The sequence below is a fragment of the Micrococcus sp. iso_229 genome, assembly GCF_058072725.1.
Map to the genome: position 1 here is coordinate 517260 of NZ_CM176514.1, position 18159 is coordinate 535418.

The 18159-nt window shown below is 73.8% G+C and carries 19 protein-coding genes; 8 read left to right on the top strand and 11 right to left on the bottom strand.

The features are described 5' to 3' along the window. Window positions 1-46: 46 nt before the first annotated feature. Window positions 47-766: a PAQR family membrane homeostasis protein TrhA gene (gene trhA / locus AC3RKA_RS02430; RefSeq protein WP_489727434.1), complete on the bottom strand. Its 720-nt coding sequence runs from the start codon at window positions 764-766 to the stop codon at window positions 47-49. Window positions 767-871: 105 nt separating this feature from the next. Between trhA and AC3RKA_RS02435 the strand changes: the two genes are divergently transcribed. Beyond that, complete coding sequence (locus AC3RKA_RS02435) at window positions 872-1645, top strand: isoprenyl transferase (RefSeq protein ID WP_119217513.1); 774 nt, start codon at window positions 872-874, stop codon at window positions 1643-1645. On the opposite strand, the gene AC3RKA_RS02440 is transcribed toward AC3RKA_RS02435, so the two are convergent. Then, window positions 1624-2265 (bottom strand): rhomboid family intramembrane serine protease, encoded by a 642-nt coding sequence (locus tag AC3RKA_RS02440; protein WP_230277924.1) that lies wholly within the window; start codon window positions 2263-2265, stop codon window positions 1624-1626. The genes AC3RKA_RS02435 and AC3RKA_RS02440 overlap by 22 nt on opposite strands. A gap of 228 nt (window positions 2266-2493) precedes the next feature. Here AC3RKA_RS02440 and phoH2 point away from each other — a divergent pair, with 228 nt between their 5' ends. Together phoH2 and AC3RKA_RS02450 are read left to right on the top strand one after the other, a co-directional pair. Next, complete coding sequence (gene phoH2, locus AC3RKA_RS02445; RefSeq protein WP_269600331.1) at window positions 2494-3942, top strand: RNA 5'-3' helicase PhoH2; 1449 nt, start codon at window positions 2494-2496, stop codon at window positions 3940-3942. 343 nt (window positions 3943-4285) lie between these two features. Beyond that, window positions 4286-4789, top strand: a complete 504-nt coding sequence (locus AC3RKA_RS02450) for a prepilin peptidase (protein WP_002854508.1) — start codon at window positions 4286-4288, stop codon at window positions 4787-4789. Window positions 4790-4879: 90 nt separating this feature from the next. On the opposite strand, the gene AC3RKA_RS02455 is transcribed toward AC3RKA_RS02450, so the two are convergent. The 3 genes from AC3RKA_RS02455 to AC3RKA_RS02465 are packed head-to-tail and all read right to left on the bottom strand — an operon-like array spanning window position 4880 to window position 7615. Beyond that, on the bottom strand, window positions 4880-6301 hold the full coding sequence (locus tag AC3RKA_RS02455; RefSeq protein ID WP_206397447.1) for a class II fumarate hydratase: 1422 nt from the start codon (window positions 6299-6301) through the stop codon (window positions 4880-4882). Between the two features lie 55 nt (window positions 6302-6356). Continuing rightward, entirely contained in the window at window positions 6357-7028 is a 672-nt protein-coding gene (locus AC3RKA_RS02460) for a carbonic anhydrase (protein ID WP_002854504.1), read from the bottom strand. Further along, window positions 7025-7615: a DUF4245 domain-containing protein gene (locus AC3RKA_RS02465; RefSeq protein WP_216879580.1), complete on the bottom strand. Its 591-nt coding sequence runs from the start codon at window positions 7613-7615 to the stop codon at window positions 7025-7027. The genes AC3RKA_RS02460 and AC3RKA_RS02465 overlap by 4 nt, the downstream gene beginning before the upstream one ends. 107 nt (window positions 7616-7722) lie before the next feature. On the opposite strand from AC3RKA_RS02465, the gene glpX reads away from it, so the two are divergent. Further along, on the top strand, window positions 7723-8745 hold the full coding sequence (gene glpX, locus AC3RKA_RS02470) for a class II fructose-bisphosphatase (protein WP_489727435.1): 1023 nt from the start codon (window positions 7723-7725) through the stop codon (window positions 8743-8745). 23 nt (window positions 8746-8768) lie between these two features. Here the strand turns inward: glpX and manA are convergent, their stop codons facing one another. From manA to AC3RKA_RS02490, 4 genes are read right to left on the bottom strand one after another with little or no spacing between them, the layout of a single operon-like run. Then, the gene (manA, locus tag AC3RKA_RS02475; RefSeq protein ID WP_489727436.1) at window positions 8769-10013 is read right to left on the bottom strand and encodes a mannose-6-phosphate isomerase, class I; all 1245 of its coding nucleotides are present in this window, start codon (window positions 10011-10013) and stop codon (window positions 8769-8771) included. Between the two features lie 41 nt (window positions 10014-10054). Then, entirely contained in the window at window positions 10055-11647 is a 1593-nt protein-coding gene (locus AC3RKA_RS02480) for an LCP family protein (protein ID WP_489727437.1), read from the bottom strand. Between the two features lie 20 nt (window positions 11648-11667). After that, window positions 11668-12225, bottom strand: a complete 558-nt coding sequence (purE, locus tag AC3RKA_RS02485; protein ID WP_010079307.1) for a 5-(carboxyamino)imidazole ribonucleotide mutase — start codon at window positions 12223-12225, stop codon at window positions 11668-11670. Beyond that, complete coding sequence (locus tag AC3RKA_RS02490) at window positions 12222-13427, bottom strand: 5-(carboxyamino)imidazole ribonucleotide synthase (protein ID WP_489727438.1); 1206 nt, start codon at window positions 13425-13427, stop codon at window positions 12222-12224. The genes purE and AC3RKA_RS02490 overlap by 4 nt, the downstream gene beginning before the upstream one ends. A 168-nt stretch (window positions 13428-13595) precedes the next feature. On the opposite strand from AC3RKA_RS02490, the gene AC3RKA_RS02495 reads away from it, so the two are divergent. Continuing rightward, window positions 13596-14213, top strand: coding sequence for a GtrA family protein (locus tag AC3RKA_RS02495; RefSeq protein WP_489727439.1), 618 nt, complete (start codon window positions 13596-13598; stop codon window positions 14211-14213). 27 nt (window positions 14214-14240) lie between these two features. Here the strand turns inward: AC3RKA_RS02495 and AC3RKA_RS02500 are convergent, their stop codons facing one another. Next, window positions 14241-14864, bottom strand: a complete 624-nt coding sequence (locus AC3RKA_RS02500) for a hypothetical protein (RefSeq protein ID WP_489727440.1) — start codon at window positions 14862-14864, stop codon at window positions 14241-14243. 170 nt (window positions 14865-15034) lie between these two features. On the opposite strand from AC3RKA_RS02500, the gene AC3RKA_RS02505 reads away from it, so the two are divergent. Next, on the top strand, window positions 15035-15562 hold the full coding sequence (locus tag AC3RKA_RS02505; RefSeq protein WP_065573334.1) for a WhiB family transcriptional regulator: 528 nt from the start codon (window positions 15035-15037) through the stop codon (window positions 15560-15562). Between the two features lie 55 nt (window positions 15563-15617). Here AC3RKA_RS02505 and AC3RKA_RS02510 read toward each other — a convergent pair whose 3' ends face one another. Then, window positions 15618-16163 (bottom strand): hypothetical protein, encoded by a 546-nt coding sequence (locus tag AC3RKA_RS02510; RefSeq protein WP_241179437.1) that lies wholly within the window; start codon window positions 16161-16163, stop codon window positions 15618-15620. 63 nt (window positions 16164-16226) lie between these two features. Between AC3RKA_RS02510 and AC3RKA_RS02515 the strand changes: the two genes are divergently transcribed. Together AC3RKA_RS02515 and ahcY are read left to right on the top strand one after the other, a co-directional pair. Then, on the top strand, window positions 16227-16529 hold the full coding sequence (locus AC3RKA_RS02515) for a DUF3499 family protein (RefSeq protein ID WP_489727598.1): 303 nt from the start codon (window positions 16227-16229) through the stop codon (window positions 16527-16529). A 45-nt stretch (window positions 16530-16574) separates the two neighbouring features. Then, window positions 16575-18134: an adenosylhomocysteinase gene (gene ahcY / locus AC3RKA_RS02520; RefSeq protein WP_205812408.1), complete on the top strand. Its 1560-nt coding sequence runs from the start codon at window positions 16575-16577 to the stop codon at window positions 18132-18134. The last annotated feature ends 25 nt before the right edge of the window (window positions 18135-18159 follow it).

Genomic DNA, 18159 nt, shown 5'->3' on the forward strand with positions numbered 1-18159 from the left:
GCCTCGGCGCTGCCCGGCGGGGCGCAGACCCCCTTCCTCGACACGCTCAGGCGACGACGAGCACCGCCCGGTAGATGGCGACGGCGTGGCACACGAAGCCGGCCACCGTGAAGGCGTGGAACAGCTCGTGGAAGCCGAACCACTCGCGGTGGATCGTGGGGGCCTGCAGCGCGTAGCAGACCGCGCCCGTGATGTACGCGGCGCCGCCGGCCACGATCAGCCACCCCGCCGCCGCATCCGCGGCGAAGAAGTCGCCCAGGTACAGCAGCGCCGCCAGCCCGAGCACCACGTACACCGGCGTGTAGAGCCAGCGCGCGGCATCCGTCCACAGCACCCGGAACGCGACGCCGGCCACGGCCCCCACCCACACCAGGGTGAGCAGCACCCGCGCCCGGTCCGGAGCCAGCAGGGCCAGGGAGAGCGGCGTGTAGGTGCCGGCGATGACCAGCATGATGTTCGTGTGGTCCAACCGCTTGAGGACACGGGAGACCACCTCGTTCCACTGCACCAGGTGGTACGTCGCCGAGACCGCGAACAGCAGCAGGCCCGTCACGGTGTAGACCGCGCTGGCCCACCGCAGCGTCGCGGTCGGCGCGAGCACGATGAGCACGATGCCGGCCGCCAGCGTCAGCGGCGCCATGACCGCGTGGATCCAACCGCGCAGTCGGGGCTTGTACAGCGGATGGTCGGGGTCGCGGATGCGCTCGATGCGCCAGCGCAGGCGACGGGCGGCGTCGGTCTCGCGGAGGGGTGTCACAGGGTCCATGCCTCCATTGTCGTCGGTCGGCCCGGGGCCGGGGCACGGGATGGTCGCTGTGTGCCGCGCGCGTATCCTGGAGGCTCGCAGGACCGTCCGAGAGGGGAGCGCGCCGTGGGTCGACCCGAGGCCTTCTACCGCCTGTACGAGCGGCGGCTGACGCGCGGCCTGGACCCGGAGCGCCTGCCACGGCACATCGGCGTGCTGGTGGACGGCAACCGTCGCTGGGCCCGCGCGTTCGGGGCGTCCACGCAGCAGGGCCACCAGGCCGGCGCTGAGCGCATCCTCGACTTCATCGGCTGGTGCGACGAGGCCGGCATCCCCGTGGTCACGCTCTACATGCTCTCCACCGAGAACCTGCGGCGTCCGGCGGAGGAGCTCGCCCCGCTCCTGGAGATCATCCAGACGACGGCGGAGCGCCTCGCCCAGTCGGCCGAGGGCCGCGCCCCCGTGTGCGTGCAGCCGGTCGGCGCGGTGGACCTGCTCCCCGAGCCCATGGCGCGACGGCTCGCCGAGGTGGCCGAACAGACCAAGGGCCACGACGGCGTGCACGTGAACGTGGCCGTGGGCTACGGGGGCCGCCAGGAGATCCTCGACGCCGTGCGCGAGCTGCTGCGGGACGAGCACGCCCTGGGCCACAGCGCGGCGGAGGTGGCCGAGTCCGTCACCGTCGAGCAGATCGCGGACCGGCTCTACACGCGCGGCCAGCCGGACCCGGACCTGGTCATCCGCACGTCCGGGGAGCAGCGGCTCTCCGGGTTCCTGCTCTGGCAGTCCGCGTACTCGGAGTTCTACTTCTGCGAGGCCATGTGGCCCGCGTTCCGCAAGGTCGACTTCCTGCGTGCCTTGCGCGACTACGGCAGCCGTCAGCGCCGGTTCGGCACCTGACGGTCGGCGCGGCCCCACCACAGGCCCAGCAGCACCCCGACGACGGCCCCGGCCAGGTGGCCGGTCCACGAGATGCCGGGGGCCGGCAGCAGGCCGATCAGGCTCGAGCCCAGGTGCGTGAGCGCGACGAGCACGGAGACGACGACCGCCCCGATCCGCCGCACCGCGATCCCGTAGACGATCAGGAACGCGATCAGCGCGTACACGATCCCGGAGGCGCCGATGTGCACGCCCGGGGTGCCGATCACCCAGGTCAGCAGGCCCGATCCCAGCCAGGCGCAGACGAGCAGGGCCACCGGTCGGCGCGAGACCAGGGCGGCCAGCGGACCGAGGACGAGCAGCGCCGTCGTGTTGCCGATCAAGTGGGCCCAGCCGGCGTGCAGCACGGGGGAGAACAGGACCCCGTCCAGGCCCTCGAGGCGTCGCGGGATCAGCCCCACGCCGGGGATGATCACCCGGCCGAGGAAGATCAGCACGAACTGCGCGACCCACATGGCCGCGATCAGCACGGCGGTGGGCGCGACGGCGCCCAGCAGGCGGCCGCCGGCGCGCTCGGCCAGGGTCGGGGCGGGGGCCGGGCCGCCCGGCAGATCGGGCAGGCCGGGGGACGGGCGGTGCATGCTCAAGGGCCCTCCTGGGGACGGGGAGCGGGCGGCCGTCGGGACGTCGGCGGCGCGTCTCCAGTGTAGAGAGCACTGGCCCTCGGGGACCGTGGCGGGGCCCGGACGGACCGTCACCGCGACTTCATCCCGGGTTCACCGTGCCGGGCCCCGGCGGACGACGCCGCTTCCTAGCGTGGCCCGTGGGCGGACCCCCGCCCACATGGTTCACCGGCACAGGAGGCAGACATGGTGGCAGAGCTCGTGGAGCACGCGCAGACCCGGCAGGAGCCGTCGAGCCGGCCGGGCCAAGCGCGTGCCGAGGCGGGGCCGGCGGAGGCGGCCGGCCTGCGGACCTACGTGGTGGACACGTCCGTGCTGCTCTCGGACCCGCGCGCCCTGCTGCACTTCGCCGAGCACGAGGTGGTCCTGCCGCTCGTGGTGGTCTCGGAGCTCGAGGCCAAGCGCGCCGACCCCGACCTCGGCTACTACGCGCGCACGGCGCTGCGCCTGCTCGACGACCTGCGCGGTCGCCACGGCGCGCTGGATCAGCCCGTGCCGATCACCCCCGAGGGCGGCACGCTGCGGATCGAACTGAACCACGTGTCCGTGGACGTGCTGCCCCTGGGCATCCGCGGCACGGACAACGACTCCCGCATCCTCGCCGTCGCGAAGGCGCTCGCGGACGAAGGCGCCACGGTGACGGTCGTGTCCAAGGACCTGCCGATGCGCGTGAAGGCGGCGGCCATGGGCCTTGCCGCGGACGAGTACCGTCACGAGCTCGTGCGTGACTCGGGCTGGCGCGGCACCGTCTCCCTCAGCGTGGCGCAGGAGCGGCTGGACGCGCTCTACGACGACGGCGAGGTCGATCTGGCCGGCATCCCGCTGGGGTCCCTGGCCGGCACGGGCGTCGAGACCGGGCCGGGGGAGGCCCCGGCCGAGGCGGACCGCCTGCCGGTCAACACGGGGCTGGTGCTCACCGCGCCCCGGGGCTCCGCCCTGGCGCGGGTCGGCGAGGGCGGCCGGGCCCGCCTGGTGCGCGGGGACCGCGACGTGTTCGGCCTGCACGGCCGCTCCGCCGAGCAGCGGTTGGCGATCGAGCTGCTGACGGATCCGGGCGTGGGCATCGTCTCCCTCGGTGGCCGCGCGGGCACCGGCAAGTCCGCGCTGGCGCTGTGCGCGGGCCTCGACGCCGTGATGGAGCGCCGCGAGCACCGCAGGGTGGTCGTGTTCCGTCCGCTGTACGCCGTCGGCGGCCAGGACCTGGGCTACCTGCCCGGCTCGGAGGGCGACAAGATGGGCCCGTGGGCGCAGGCCGTGTTCGACACCCTGGGCGCCCTGGTCTCCCCGTCCGTGGTGGACGAGGTGGTGGACCGCGGGATGCTGGAGATCCTGCCGCTGACGCACATCCGCGGCCGTTCGCTGCACGATGCGTGGGTGATCGTGGACGAGGCGCAGTCGCTCGAGCGGAACGTGCTGCTCACGGTGCTGAGCCGGATGGGCCGCAACTCGAAGGTGGTGCTGACCCACGACGTCGCCCAGCGGGACAACCTGCGCGTGGGCCGGCACGACGGCATCGCGGCCGTGGTGGAGCGCCTCAAGGGCCACCCGCTGTTCGGGCATGTGACGCTGACCCGTTCCGAGCGCTCACCGATCGCCGCACTGGTCACGGACGTGCTGGAGGAGGGCCGGGCCTGAGCCGGCCGGCGGGGTCGGGCATGAAAAAGGGGCCGCTGCCGAAGCAGCGGCCCCCGGCGGGGGTGCTCGGCCCCGCGGAGGGGGGATGGGGGACCGAGGAAGCCCGCCACCATGGCCCCTTGAAACGGGATTGAGGCCATGGGGTCTGTGTGAGCCCCGCACATCCATGAGACGGCCGGAAGCTCGTGAGTCCAGAGTAGACCCGCGCGAGGGGTCGTCGCAATGGGCGGATCCGGTTGCGCTGTCGGCAGAACACCGGGTGGCCGGACCGTGAACGCGAGGTGGCCGGATCGCCCTGTGGACGGCGGCCCGGCGGGCGCGCCGCCCGGCCTAGGCTGGGCGCATGAGCGGGCTGGGGTGGGCGTGGACGCACGGCGCGACGGCGACGGCGGTGCTGTGGTCCCTGGGGCTGGTGTGGTTCGCGGTGTGCGCGGGCGTGCTCGTGCGCACGGACCTGCGCGAGCATCGGCTGCCGAACCGGTGGACGCTGCGGCTGGCGCTGGGCGGGCTGGCGGCGATGACCGGGGGAGCGCTGCTGGCGGGCCGGGGTGACCTGGCGCTCTGCAGCCTGCTGGGCGGTCTCGGCTACACGGTGGCGATGCTCGCGCTGCACGTGCTCAGCCGCGGTGGCCTCGGGATGGGGGACGTGAAGCTCGCCGGCGGCCTGGGCGTGTACACGGGGGTGCTCGGTCCGACGGCGGTGCTCGCCGCGGGGGTGGGCGCGATCCTGCTCGGCGGAGTGGTGGCCGGGGTGCTGGTGCTCGCGGGCCGGGCGACGGGGCGGACGGCGCTGCCGTTCGGGCCGGCGATGGTGGCGGCGGCCGCCGGAGTGCTGGTGCTGGCGTGAACGACGAGCGGCCGCCCTCCGCACGGGAGGACGGCCGCTCGTCGTCGTGGCCCGGGAGGCGGCGTCGCGCCGCTCACCGGATCCGCCGGATCACTCCGGGTGGGTCATGGACATGGTGTCCAGGGCCTTGTCCAGCTGCTCCTCGGTGACCTCGCCGCGCTCGACGTAGCCGAGGTCCACGACGGCCTCGCGCACGGTCATCTTGTTCGCGACGGCGTGCTTGGCGATCTTGGCGGCGGCCTCGTAGCCGATCACCTTGTTCAGCGGGGTCACGATGGACGGCGAGGCGCCGGCGAGGAAGGCGCAGCGCTCCTCGTTGGCCTCGATGCCGTCGATCATCTTGTCCGCCATGACGCGCGTCGTGTTGGCCAGCAGGCGGATGGACTCGAGCAGGTTGGCGGCCATCACGGGGATGCCCACGTTGAGCTCGAAGGCGCCGTTGGTGGAGGACAGGGCGACGGTGGTGTCGTTGCCGATCACCTGGGCGCACACCATGATCGCGGCCTCGCAGATCACGGGGTTGACCTTGCCCGGCATGATCGAGGAGCCCGGCTGCAGGTCCGGGAGGGCGATCTCGCCGAGGCCGGTGTTCGGGCCGGAGCCCATCCAGCGCAGGTCGTTGTTGATCTTCATGATCGAGAACGCGATGTTCCGCAGCTGGCCGGAGGCCTCCACGAGGCCGTCCCGGTTGGCCTGGGCCTCGAAGTGGTTGCGGGCCTCGGTCAGCGGCAGGCCGGTCTCCTCGGCGAGCAGCTCGATCACGCGGGCGGAGAAGCCCTTCGGGGTGTTGATGCCGGTGCCCACGGCGGTGCCGCCGAGCGGGACCTCGGCCACGCGCGGCAGCGCGGACTGGATGCGCTCGATGCCGTAGCGGACCTGCGCGGCGTAGCCGCCGAACTCCTGGCCCAGGGTCACCGGGGTGGCGTCCATGAGGTGGGTGCGGCCGGACTTCACGATGCCGGCGAAGGCCTCCGCCTTCTTCTCGAGGGAGACGGCCAGGTGGTCCAGCGCCGGGACGAGGTCGTTCACGAGGGCGGCGGTGACGGCCACGTGCACGGAGGTCGGGAACACGTCGTTCGAGGACTGGGAGGCGTTGACGTGGTCGTTGGGGTGCACCTCGTCCTCGGAGCCGGCCTCCTTCAGGGCGCGGGTGGCGAGGGTGGCGAGCACCTCGTTGGTGTTCATGTTCGAGGAGGTGCCGGAGCCGGTCTGGAACACGTCGATCGGGTACTGGTCGTCGTGGTCGCCGGCGATGACCTGGTCCGCGGCGGCGACGATGGCGTCCGCGCGCTCCTGCGAGATGATGCCCAGCTCGGCGTTCGCCTTGGCCGCGGCCTTCTTGACCTGCGCGAGGGCGTGGATGTGGGCGGGCTCGAGGCCCTTGCCGGAGATCGGGAAGTTCTCCACGGCGCGCTGGGTCTGCGCACGGTAGAGCGCGTTCACCGGCACCTTCACCTCGCCCATGGTGTCGTGCTCGATGCGGAACTGCTGATCGGTGTTCTCTGCGGTCATGGTCACATCCTAGGACGGCGCGGGCGCCCGGTGCCGCACCGGACGCCCGGCGTCGTCAGACCGCCAGGTCCCCGTGCACGCGGCCCGGCCGCGCGGTGCCCTCGGACAGTGAGTAGGTGAGCCCGACGACGGCGGTGCGCCCCGACTCGACGGCCGCGCGGACGGACTGCGAGGTCTCCAGGAGGTGGTCGCAGGTCTGGTCCACGTGCTCGGCCACGAACTCGTCGACCTCCTCCAGGCCGCGGCGGCGACCGGCCAGCACGGACGGGATGATGCGCTCCACGAGGGGGCGCACGAAGCCGCGCGGCATGGTGCCGGAGATGTAGGACTCGACCGTCGCCGTGACGGCGCCGCACGAGTTGTGGCCCAGGACGATGACGAGCGGGATCTCCAGCACGTCCACGCCGTACTCGATGGAGCCCAGCACGGCGTCGTCGATCACGTGGCCTGCCGTGCGCACCACGAACACGTCGCCGAGGCCGAGGTCGAAGATGATCTCGGCCGCCAGGCGCGAGTCGGCGCACCCGAAGATCACGGCGACCGGGGCCTGACCGGCGGTCAGGTCGCTGCGCCGCTCCGCGTTCTGGTTCGGGTGGCTCGGCTCGCCCGCCACGAAGCGGCGGTTGCCCTCGGCGAGGACCTCCCACGCCTCCGCGGGGGTCAGGTCGGAGGTGGGGACGACGACGTCGGGGGCCGGCGTCGTCTCGGGGCGGGTGTGGGGGGTCATCGTGTCTCCTTCGCGACGCCGTGCGCCAGGTCTTCGAGGACGGCCTGGTCGCCGGTGGTGGTCAGCACCACGGTGGTGCCGTCCACCTCCGCCACGAGCCGTCGCTCCGGCTTCTTCGGATCGGCGTGGAGGTCCCACGCGATCCCGTCGATCTCGATCGTCTCCGACGTCGGGACCTGGTCCACCCGCAGGCTCACCCAGGTGGGGTCGACGTCCTCGGCCTGCTGCAGGCCCGCGAACACCGTGTCCGTGACCACCCAGCCGACGTCCCACGTGGAGACGCCGTCCAGCTTCTGCAGGCGGGCGTAGTTGGCGTACCAGGACTCCGGCACCTCGGGCGCCAGGGCCGGCAGGTCGCCGTCGTCGTGGGGGACCGTGGCGGCCTCGGCGGCGACGTCGACGCGGTCCTCGCGGGGCCGCTGCGGCGGCTCCGGGTTGAGCAGGAGGACCACGGCCACGATCGCCAGCAGAGCCAGCAGGGAGAGCACCATGGCCATCCACGGCTGCCGGGCCCGCTGCGCCTGCTTGGCGGTCAGGACGGGGCGGGGGGCGGGGGAGTGGGGGTCGGCGGAGCTCACGGACAGCATTGTGCCACCCGCGGGAGGCCGCCCCCGTAGGATGAGGACCGGGGCAGAGCCGCCCTCACGCCCCGTCCCGTGCGGACGGAGCGCCGCGAGCAAGGATCGGAGCAGCGATGACCAGCGCGTCCTCGGAGAAGACCGGCTACGAGAACCACGTCCCGGACCGCAACCTGGCCATGGAGCTGGTGCGGGTGACCGAGGCGGCGGCCATCGCCGCGAGCCCCTGGGTGGGCTACGGGGACAAGAACAAGGCGGACGGCGCCGCGGTGGACGCGATGCGCGCGTTCATGGACACCGTGGCCATGGACGGCACCGTGGTGATCGGCGAGGGCGAGAAGGACGAGGCGCCCATGCTGTTCAACGGCGAGCAGGTCGGCGACGGCTCCGGCGCCGCCGTGGACGTGGCCGTGGACCCGATCGACGGCACCCGCCTGACCGCCATGGGCTACAACAACGCGCTCTCCGTCTTCGCGGTGGCCGAGCGCGGCACCATGTTCGACCCGTCGGCCGTGTTCTACATGGACAAGCTCGTGGTGGGCCCCGAGGCCGCCGACTTCGTGGACATGCGCCTGCCGGTGAAGCAGAACGTGAACCTCGTGGCCAAGGCCCTGGACAAGCCCGTCTCCCAGGTGACCGTGTGTGTGCTGGACCGCCCCCGTCACGAGGGCCTGGTCAAGGAGATCCGCCAGGCCGGTGCCCGCGTGAAGTTCATCCTGGACGGCGACGTCGCCGGCGCCATCGCCGCCGCCCGCCCGGGCACCGGCGTGGACATGATGATGGGCATCGGCGGCACCCCGGAGGGCATCGTCACCGCGTGCGCGATCAAGGCCACCGGCGGCATCATCCAGGGCCGCCTGGCCCCCACCGACGACGCCGAGAGGCAGAAGGCCCTCGACGCCGGCCTCGACCTCGAGGCCGTGCTGACCACGGACGAGCTGGTCACCTCCGACCACTGCTACTTCGCGGCCACCGGCATCACCGACGGCGACCTGCTGCGCGGTGTGCGCTTCGCCGACGGCCGCGTGCACACGCAGTCCATCGTGATGCGCTCGTGGTCCGGCACGGTCCGCACCGTGGACGCCGAGCACGACGTGAAGAAGTGGTCCAAGTGGCTGGAGGACCGCGACGCCCGCTGAGCCCGGGGGCCGGACTGCCGGGTTCAGCCCCGCGGCAGGCCGGCCACGTGCACCGTGGCCGGGGCGCCGGCCGCGGCGCGGACGGCCAGCGGGCCGGACGCCGTCTCGGCGGCGGGCAGGAACACAGCCTCGCCCGGGCCCAGCTCGATCTCCTGGCCGGCCAGGGCCAGGCGCGCCGTGCCACGGGTGACCACCGCGATCCCGGGCCCGTGCACGTCGAGGCCGTGGACGGCGTCGTCCTCGAGGGTGGCCTGGAGCAGCTCGAACTCCTCGAACGGAGGGCGGAAGGCCACCACGGAGTCGGCCACGCGCTCGGGCTCGGTGGAGGGCACCGGCAGCGCCTCGAAGGTGACCACGCGGCGCAGCTCGGGCACGTCCACGTGCTTCGGGGTGAGTCCGCCGCGCAGCACGTTGTCCGAGGCCGCCATGACCTCCACACCCAGCCCGTGCAGGTACGCGTGCACGTTGCCGGCCGGCAGGTGGACGGCCTGACCCGGGGCCAGATCCACGCGGTTGAGCAGAATGGCCACCACCACGCCGGGGTCGTCCGGGTAGTGCTGGGCGACCTCGAGGGCCGTGGCCAGCGAGGGGTCGCGCTCGGCCAGGTCCGGCGCGGCCCGCAGCACGTCCACGACCTGCGCGACGGCGCCGGGAGCGCCCCACACGGAGTCGGGGTCGAGGATCGAGGTGAACGCGTCCTCGAGGTCGCCGGCGGCGAGGGCCTGGCTGATCCGGGCGGCGGCGACGGCGACGGCGGACGTGTCCCCGTCCGCCCGCTCGGTGAGGGCGCGAGACAGGGCCTCGAAGCTGTCCGAGGAGACCTCGGGGGAGCGGAAGCCGCACATCGCCGCGAAGGGGGTCAGCGCGAGCAGCATCTCCGGCTTGTGGTTCGCGTCCTTGTAGTTGCGCTCCGGGGCGTCGACCGGCACGCCGGCGGCCTCCTCCGCGGCGTAGCCCGCGCGGGCCTGCTCCAGGGTGGGGTGCGCCTGGATGGACAGCGGGGCGCCCGCGGCGAGCAGCTTCATCAGGAAGGGCAGACGGCCCTCCGGCGCGGCGGGTCCGAGGCAGTGCTCGGGGTCCGCGGCCACCACCTCGTCCAGGCCGACCTGGGCGCCGTCCGCCACGACGGCGACGGACGGGGCGCCCGGATGGTCGCCCAGCCACAGCTCGGCCTCGGGGCGGCCGGTGGGCTCGCGTCCCTGCAGGTCGGCGAGGAGCGTGGGGGAGCCCCAGGCGTAGTCACGGATCACGGGCTTCAGGACGTGCATACGCCCAGCCTAGGTCAGCCCGTCGGCCCGCGCGTCGCGCCTCACGGGGCGGGGACGCACAGCCCGTTCGACGAGGACGCGTGGTTCAGCACGTCCTCCTGGCCCAGGTCCTCGGCCGTCATCAGGTCCTCGGCGGTGAAGGGCTCGCCGTCGGAGCGGGTCGGCGGGGCCGGCCACGTGGCCGGGTCGTCCTCATCGACGTCGGGGGCCTGCGTCTCCTGCGCGACGACGGCCAGCACGGTGAGCAGCGGGGTCGCCGAGACGCCGGTCGGGTCCGACCCGGCGGTCACGGACGCGTCGGCCAGCATCTCGTCCACGCGGCGGTGGACGAGGTCGTAGTCGGGATAGGTGGTGAAGTGGGTGCCCGTGTCGCCGAAGTCGGGCGGGCCGATGGTCAGCCGCCGCATCTTCTGGCCGCGTGAGCGCTCGGCGAGGTCCACGAACGTGCCGAGCTGGGACTGCGGCAGGTCGGTGGTCACGATCTGCTGGCCCGCCGCGAGGATCCCCTCGAAGCGGGTGAGCACGGTGGCGGGGCTGAACTGCTCCAGCATCGCCGCCTGCATGCACTGCTGCCGGCGGATGCGGGCGTAGTCGGTGGACCAGTGCCGGGAGCGGGCGAAGGCGAGCGCGTCGTCGCCGTTGAAGTGGTGGGTGCCCGGCTCCCACCAGATGTTGCCCCAGGCGCCGTCGGGCCGGACGCCGCGGTGCACCACGTAGCCGCCGCTGACGACGTCGACCCCGCCCATGGCGTCGATCAGCTGGGCGAAGCCGCCCATGTCCATGAGGGCGTAGCCGGAGACGTCCAGGCCGAGGATGCCGCCGGCGGCGTCCTTCATGGCCTCGGCGCCGGGGTGTTCAGCGTCCGGGTAGAGGTCGGCGTGTTGCTCCTCCACGTCCGTGTAGAGGGCGTTGAGGATGCACTCGTCGCCGCAGTCGAAGCCGTTCGGGTACACGTCCCACAGCGGGGAGCCCTCGACGAACGGCGCGTCCTGGAGGTTGCGGGGCAGGGAGAACATCACGATGGCGCCGGTGCGGGCGTCCACGGAGACCACGTGCATGGAGTCCGGGCGCAGCCCCTGCCGGCCCTCGCCGGCGTCCGCGCCCAGGACCAGGATGTTGTAGCGGCCCTCGGCCTCCGGGACGGCCGGCCCCTCCTGGAAGACCTCGCCGAGCGCGCCGCGGCTCGTGTTCGCGGCCCAGCCGCCGTAGAGCAGGGCGCCGCTGGTGAGCACGAGCGCGAGCGCGGTGACCGCCGCCGTGATCTTCCGCGCGCCGGGGGCGAGCAGGTGCAGCCGGATCAGCCGGAACGTGTCCACCCACAGCACCGCCCAGCCCACCGCCAACGCCGCCAGGACCACCGCCAGCCCGAGCAGCACGCCGTCCCGGGCCATGAGCGAGATCAGGCTCGCACGGGAGACCAGCCACCACAGCAGCCCCAGGATCAGCACGGCCCACACGGTGACGGTGACCCCCAGCGCCACGCGGCCGAGCCGGCGGCTGCCGGCGATGATCTGGGCGCCGCCGGGGACCAGCAGGGTCAGGGCGGTGAGGATCAGCGCCCGGCGGGTGCGCTCGGTGGGGGAGGCGACGCGCGGGTCCCGAAGCGGGTCGGGCTGCGCGGGACCGGCGGGCACGGATCCGGTGGCGGGCGACATCAGCGGTCGGCGGCCATCCGCTCGCGCAGGCGGGCCCCCTTGGCCCGGGCCTGGGCGTTGAGCTCGTCGGCGTGCTCGGCGAGGGCGGCGCGCAGGCGGTCGCCCTCCGCGGTGTCGGCCGAGGCGAGGATGCGGGCGGCCAGCAGGCCGGCGTTGCGGGCGCCGTCGATGGAGACGGTGGCCACCGGCACACCGGCGGGCATCTGGACGATCGAGAGCAGGGAGTCCATCCCGTCCAGGCTCTTGAGCTTCACGGGCACGCCGATCACGGGCAGGGGGGTGACGGCGGCGAGCATGCCGGGCAGGTGGGCCGCGCCGCCCGCACCGGCCACGATCACGCGGATCCCGCGCTGGTGCGCGCGGGCGCCGAACTCCACCATCTCGTGGGGCATGCGGTGCGCGGAGACCACGCCGACCTCGACGGGCACGTCGAGCTCGCGCAGGGCCTCGGCGGCCGCGCTCATCACGGGCCAGTCGGAGTCGGAGCCCATCACGACGGAGACGACCGGGGCGTCGTCCTGCAGGGGCTGGGCGGGGGTCTGGGGCGTGGCGGTCATGGGCGGGCCTCCGTCTCGGTGCCGGTGGTGGGGGCGTCCTCGCGCAGGAGTGCGGCGGCGGATTCGGCGATCCGCACGGCCTCCTCGAGGCTGAGGCCGTGGTCCGCGACGACGTTGACGTGCCCGACCTTGCGGCCCGGGCGCACGTCCTTGCCGTAGAGGTGGGCCTTGGCCTGCGGGTGGGCGGCCAGGGCCACGACGCTGCCGGCGTGCAGGTCCTCGCGGGCGCCGCCGAGGACGTTCTTCATCACGACGCCGGCCCCGCGGGGGGCCGTCTCGCCCAGCGGCAGGTCGAGCACGGCGCGGACGTGCTGCTCGAACTGGCCGGTGACGGCGCCGTCCATGGACCAGTGGCCGGAGTTGTGTGGGCGCATGGCCAGCTCGTTCACCTGGAAGCCCGGGCCGACCCCCGGCGTCTCGAACAGCTCGACCGCGAGCATGCCGGTGACGTCCAGCTCCTCGGCGAGGCGGACGGCCGCGGCGGTCGCGGCCGCGGCGACGGCGGGGTCGAGGTCCTGGGCCGGGGCGACCACGAGGTCGCACACGCCGGCCACCTGGACCGAGTCGACCACGGGGTAGACGGCCACCTCACCGGAGGGGGTGCGCGCCACCTGCGCGGAGAGCTCACGGGAGAAGGGGACGAGGGCCTCGGCCAGCAGCGGGGTGATGCCGGCGCCGAGCCACGCGGCCAGGGTGCCGTCCGCGGCGGAGGCGCGGGCGTCGTCGGCGTCGTCGAGCTTGAGCACACCCTTGCCGTCGTAGCCGCCGCGGGGGGTCTTGAGGATCATCGGCCAGCCGTGCTCGTCGCCGAAGGCGAGGACGGCCTCGAGGTCGTCGACCGGCGCCCACGCCGGGTTCGGCAGGCCCAGCCGCTCGACGGCGGCGCGCATGACCAGCTTGTCCTGCGCGTGCTGCAGCGCCTCGGGGCCGGGACGCACGGCGACGCCGGCCTCCTGCAGGGCCCGCAGGTGCTCGGTGGGCACGTGCTCGTGGTCGAAGGTGACCACGTCCACCGTGGCCGCGAACGCCCTCAGGTCCGCCAGGTCCGCGTGGTCGCCGACCACGTGGGGGGCGACCTGGGCCGCTGACGCGTCCGGGGCCTCCGCGAGCACGCGGAAGGGCACGCCGAGCTCCGCGGCGGCGCCCGCCATCATGCGGGCCAGCTGCCCGCCACCGATCACACCGAGTCGAGGGGAAGTCACCCGCACAGGGTAGTCGGACCGGCTGAGAACTCCGTCACGGAGGGGCGGCCGATGCCGGATCCGAGGAGGTCGCGCCCCGGGGGCGCGGCTACAGTGTTCCCCAGCCCTGCGCGGGTCCGCCCCGCGTGCACACCCCCGTCCCCATCCCGAACCGAGGAGTCCACGCCCATGCTGTCCGATCTCTGGGGCCGCCTGACCGGGATGGTCTCCCTGCTGTGGCGGGAGGTGGCCAAGTTCGGCACCGTCGGTGCGGCCGCGTTCGTGGTGGACTCGCTCGTCTTCTGGTGGATGATGACCGGCCCGCTCGAGGGGTCCAACGTCAAGGCCAAGATCGTGGGCGGCGTCGTCGCCACCCTGTTCAGCTGGGTCGCCAACCGCTACTGGACGTTCCGGGACAAGCGCTCCTCGAACAAGACGCGCGAGCTCGTGATGTTCCTGATCATGAACGCGATCGGGCTGGGCATCCAGGCCGGCTGCGTGGCGATCGCGCAGTACCTGATGGGCGTGACCGACCCGACCGGCCTGTTCATCGCCGGCAACGTGATCGGCCTGTTCTTCGGCACCGTGTTCCGCTACTTCGCCTACCGGTTCTGGGTGTTCAAGGAGGAGCTGGACGTGGAGCCCGGCTTCGCCAACGACCTCGCGATCATCACCGGCCAGATGCCCGTGCTGCGCGACGACCAGCTGCCTGAGCACGGCCGGCACGAGGCCCGGGGCCGGCCCGCCGAGCGGGGGCCTCGGCCCGACGGCCCGGCCCGGCACCGCGCCCCCGACGCCGGGGTCTGAGCGCCCCGGCCTGACCCCGCCGCCCCGTCAGGGGTGCACGGTCACCGCCCGACCCGCGTCCCACGCCTCCAGCGCGGCCCGCACTCCCGCCCACGTCAGGCGGGGGCGCGGGCCGTCGTCGTCCGGGCCGACGTCGACCCCGGCCGGGATCGACGCGGGCCGCACGTGGTCCACGGGGCCGGGCAGGGCATCCGGCTGGGCGCGGATCTCGGCGGCCACGTCCACGACGGCCGGATCGGCGGCCGGGCCGTCGAATTCGGGATCGAGGCCGCGCGGCAGGGCCACGGCGAACACGGCCGCGGACGGGTCCGGCCACGCCTCGGGCCGGTCCGTGAGGACGGCGGCGGGGGAGTCACCCTCGAGGGCGGGCTCGGCCCCGGCGCAGAGCACGCCGAGGGCGAGGGCGTGGGAGAGCCAGTGGACGGGCAGGTCCAGGGCGACGGCGTCGCCCGCGCCGATGCCCTCGGCGCCGAGCAGGCCCGCGAACTTGGCGGCCCAGTTCACGGTCACGCGGCCCGAGAGCTCGATGCGCTGGTCCACCGCGCCGGGTTCGTCCGGGGCTCCCGGCTCCTGGACGAGCGCGGGCCGCGGGGAGGAGGCGAGGCGGAGCACGAGGGGGCCGGTGGACCGGGGTGCGGAGAGGGAGACCATGGGCCCAGTGTGGCACCCGCTCGGTTTGACTCGGCATGAATCACACCGATGTAATGAACCCGGGCCAACGGTCCCGGCAGGAGGGGCCCGCCGGCTTGCCCGGCACCCGCGCGGACCGCACGATCACCCGGCCCACACCGCCACGTCGATCCCGGGAAGAGGCGTCACACATGGAGCAGACCCAGCGAGTCGAGGACGCGCACCGCGCCGATCCCGCGCAGGCGCCGGCGCCCCGTCCGCGGAGCGTCCCCAGCGACTGGTTCCTCGACCCCGCCGACCCGCAGGCCGGCGTCCCGGGCGCGAGCCTCGAGGACCAGGCGACCGCCTTCCTCACCGCCCACGACCTCGACGACGAGACCGGCACCCCGGCCGCCACCGTCACCGCCCTCTTCCCCGGTGACGCGCGTCCGGTCGAGGCCGTGCCCTTCTCCCAGGACTGGGCCGCGATCCCGGGCGTGACCACCGAGCCCATCGAGGGCGAGCTGGCCTGGCAGGCGGACGCCCTGTGCGCGCAGACGGACCCCGAGGCGTTCTTCCCGGAGAAGGGCGGCTCCACGCGGGACGCCAAGCGCGTGTGCGAGGCCTGCACCGTCAAGGACGCGTGCCTGGAGTACGCCATGGCGAACGACGAACGCTTCGGCATCTGGGGCGGGCTCTCCGAGCGCGAGCGTCGCCGCCTGCGCCGCGCCCGCGCCTGACGCACGGCGCCCCTCCACCGGGCGCCGTGCCCGGCGCGGACCGCCCGGTCCGGGCTCAGCCGCGACCCCAGCTGGGGTCGAGCACCTGCGGGTCCACGCCCAGCGCCTCGGCGCAGCGGCTCAGCGCGACCCCGTAGACGGCCCCCTCGAGGTCGGCCGGGTCGGCCGCGTCCCGCAGCGGCCGCTCGAACAGGGTGATCAGCACCCCGTCCCGGCCCTGCCGCTCGGCCCGCGCGAACAGCGCCTCCTCATCCCGTTCCTGGCCGGCATGGAGCTCGCGCAGTCGCTCGTCGAGCCGGTCCGGGATGCGCTCCACCCGCGCGGTCACGTGCCGCAGCCCGGGCGCGTCCAGGGAGCCCAGCCGGTCCACCGCCTTCTCGACGGCGGTCAGCAGCGCCTCGCCCCGGCCCCGTTCCGAGCGTGCACCGAACGGGCGCGGATGCCGCAGTCCTCGGCCACGGCGGTCCCGGACGCCGCGCCCCGCGGGGGAGGAGACGCCGGCCTCGGCCGGGCCGCCCTCGACGCCCGGCTCGGCCCCCGCGGCGTCGCCCGCCCGGAACGGCAGGGGGTCGAGGGGATCGGAGGAGGCGGGCGCGGTCATGCGCGCCATGGTAGGCCACCGCGCGGGCGGGAGGGCCGAGTAGGGTGGTCTGCCGTGGGACCCATGCGACGCTGCAGCAAAACCGGATGCCAGAGCCCGGCCCTGGCCACGCTGACGTACAACTACGCCGACTCCCAAGTGGTGATCGGCCCCCTGGCGCAGCGCGCCGAGCCGCACACCTACGACCTCTGCGCCGAGCACGCGCGCCGCACCACGGCCCCGCGCGGCTGGGAGGTGCTGCGGCTGGAGCTGCCCGAGCACTACGAGGCCGTCGACGCGGACGGCGGCGTGCGCACGGTCCCCACCCGGCCCGTGGCCGTCCCGCCGTCCCGCCCCGGGCTGCGCGTGGTGCGTGACGGGGACTGACGCGGCGCGTGTCGTGCCGTCCGGGGCATCGCTAGGCTGGAGGGCATGACTGAGACCTCCGCAGAGTTCCGCACGCCCGACGTCGACCCGGCCTTCGCCAACCGCACCACCGTGCCCGGTGCCTCGTTCGACTTCACGGTCCGGGACCTGTCCCTGGCTGAGGCGGGCCGCCACCAGATCCGCCTGGCCGAGCACGAGATGCCGGGGTTGATGTCCCTGCGCGAGGAGTACGGGGAGGCCCAGCCGCTGAAGGGTGCCCGCATCGCCGGCTCCCTGCACATGACCGTGCAGACCGCCGTGCTCATCGAGACCCTCACCGCCCTCGGCGCCGAGGTCCGGTGGGCCTCCTGCAACATCTTCTCCACGCAGGACGAGGCCGCGGCCGCCGTCGTCGTGGGCTCGGGCACCCCCGAGGACCCGCAGGGCGTGCCGGTGTTCGCCTGGAAGAACGAGTCCCTCGAGGACTACTGGTGGACCGCCTCGCAGATCCTCACCTGGCCGGGTGCGGACGAGGATCCGGAGCGCGGCCCCAACATGATCCTGGACGACGGCGGCGACGCCACCCTGCTGGTGCACAAGGGCGTCGAGTTCGAGGCCGCGGGCGCCGTGCCCAGCGCCACCGAGGACGACCCCGAGGAGTACCGGATCATCCTGGAGACGCTGCGCCGCTCGCTGGCCCGCGACCCGCAGCACTGGACCCGGACCGCCGGCACCCTGCGCGGCGTCTCCGAGGAGACCACCACGGGCGTGCTGCGCCTCTACCAGCTGGCGCAGGAGGGCCGCCTGCTCTTCCCGGCGATCAACGTGAACGACGCCGTGACGAAGTCCAAGTTCGACAACAAGTACGGCATCCGCCACTCCCTGCCGGACGGCATCATGCGCGCCACGGACGTGCTGATCGGCGGCAAGGTGGCCGTGGTCTGCGGCTACGGCGACGTCGGCAAGGGCGCCGCCGAGGCCCTGCGCGGCCAGGGCGCCCGCGTGATCGTCACGGAGATCGACCCGATCTGCGCGCTGCAGGCCGCGATGGACGGCTACCAGGTGGCCCGCCTCGAGGACGTGGTGGGCGAGGGCGACATCTTCGTCACCACCACCGGAGGCAAGGACATCATCATGGCCGAGCACATGGCCGCCATGAAGGACAAGGCCATCGTGGGCAACGTGGGCCACTTCGACAACGAGATCGACATGGCCGGCCTGGCCCGCATCCCCGGCGTCGTGAAGACCGAGATCAAGCCGCAGGTCCACGAGTGGACCCTGGACGGCGGCACGGAGGCCGAGCGCAGCATCATCGTGCTCTCCGAGGGCCGCCTGCTGAACCTCGGCAACGCCACCGGCCACCCCTCGTTCGTGATGAGCGCGTCCTTCACCAACCAGGTGATGGCGCAGATCGAGCTCTTCGGCGGCTCCACGGGCACCGGCGCCCTGACCGGCGAGCACTACGAGAAGCGCGTCTACACGCTGCCCAAGGTGCTGGACGAGAAGGTCGCCCGCCTGCACCTGGACGCCCTCGGCGTCGGGCTGACCGAGCTGACCAAGGCCCAGGCCGAGTACCTCGGCGTGGACGTGGCCGGCCCCTACAAGGCCGACCACTACCGCTACTGATCCCCGGCGCCCGCGGGCGGACGGA

Bases quoted from the DNA above. Each gene is read 5' to 3' on its own strand.
- purE (WP_010079307.1), bottom strand. From the start codon at position 12,225: ATGACCGCCACGCCCCAGACCCCCGCCCAGCCCCTGCAGGACGACGCC.
- AC3RKA_RS02515 (WP_489727598.1), top strand. From the start codon at position 16,227: ATGCGACGCTGCAGCAAAACCGGATGCCAGAGCCCGGCCCTGGCCACG.
- AC3RKA_RS02510 (WP_241179437.1), bottom strand. From the start codon at position 16,163: ATGACCGCGCCCGCCTCCTCCGATCCCCTCGACCCCCTGCCGTTCCGG.
- AC3RKA_RS02465 (WP_216879580.1), bottom strand. From the start codon at position 7,615: ATGCTGTCCGTGAGCTCCGCCGACCCCCACTCCCCCGCCCCCCGCCCC.
- AC3RKA_RS02460 (WP_002854504.1), bottom strand. From the start codon at position 7,028: ATGACCCCCCACACCCGCCCCGAGACGACGCCGGCCCCCGACGTCGTC.
- AC3RKA_RS02495 (WP_489727439.1), top strand. From the start codon at position 13,596: ATGCTGTCCGATCTCTGGGGCCGCCTGACCGGGATGGTCTCCCTGCTG.
- AC3RKA_RS02500 (WP_489727440.1), bottom strand. From the start codon at position 14,864: ATGGTCTCCCTCTCCGCACCCCGGTCCACCGGCCCCCTCGTGCTCCGC.
- ahcY (WP_205812408.1), top strand. From the start codon at position 16,575: ATGACTGAGACCTCCGCAGAGTTCCGCACGCCCGACGTCGACCCGGCC.
- glpX (WP_489727435.1), top strand. From the start codon at position 7,723: ATGACCAGCGCGTCCTCGGAGAAGACCGGCTACGAGAACCACGTCCCG.
- AC3RKA_RS02505 (WP_065573334.1), top strand. From the start codon at position 15,035: ATGGAGCAGACCCAGCGAGTCGAGGACGCGCACCGCGCCGATCCCGCG.
- manA (WP_489727436.1), bottom strand. From the start codon at position 10,013: ATGCACGTCCTGAAGCCCGTGATCCGTGACTACGCCTGGGGCTCCCCC.
- AC3RKA_RS02440 (WP_230277924.1), bottom strand. From the start codon at position 2,265: ATGCACCGCCCGTCCCCCGGCCTGCCCGATCTGCCGGGCGGCCCGGCC.
- AC3RKA_RS02450 (WP_002854508.1), top strand. From the start codon at position 4,286: ATGAGCGGGCTGGGGTGGGCGTGGACGCACGGCGCGACGGCGACGGCG.
- trhA (WP_489727434.1), bottom strand. From the start codon at position 766: ATGGACCCTGTGACACCCCTCCGCGAGACCGACGCCGCCCGTCGCCTG.
- AC3RKA_RS02455 (WP_206397447.1), bottom strand. From the start codon at position 6,301: ATGACCGCAGAGAACACCGATCAGCAGTTCCGCATCGAGCACGACACC.
- phoH2 (WP_269600331.1), top strand. From the start codon at position 2,494: ATGGTGGCAGAGCTCGTGGAGCACGCGCAGACCCGGCAGGAGCCGTCG.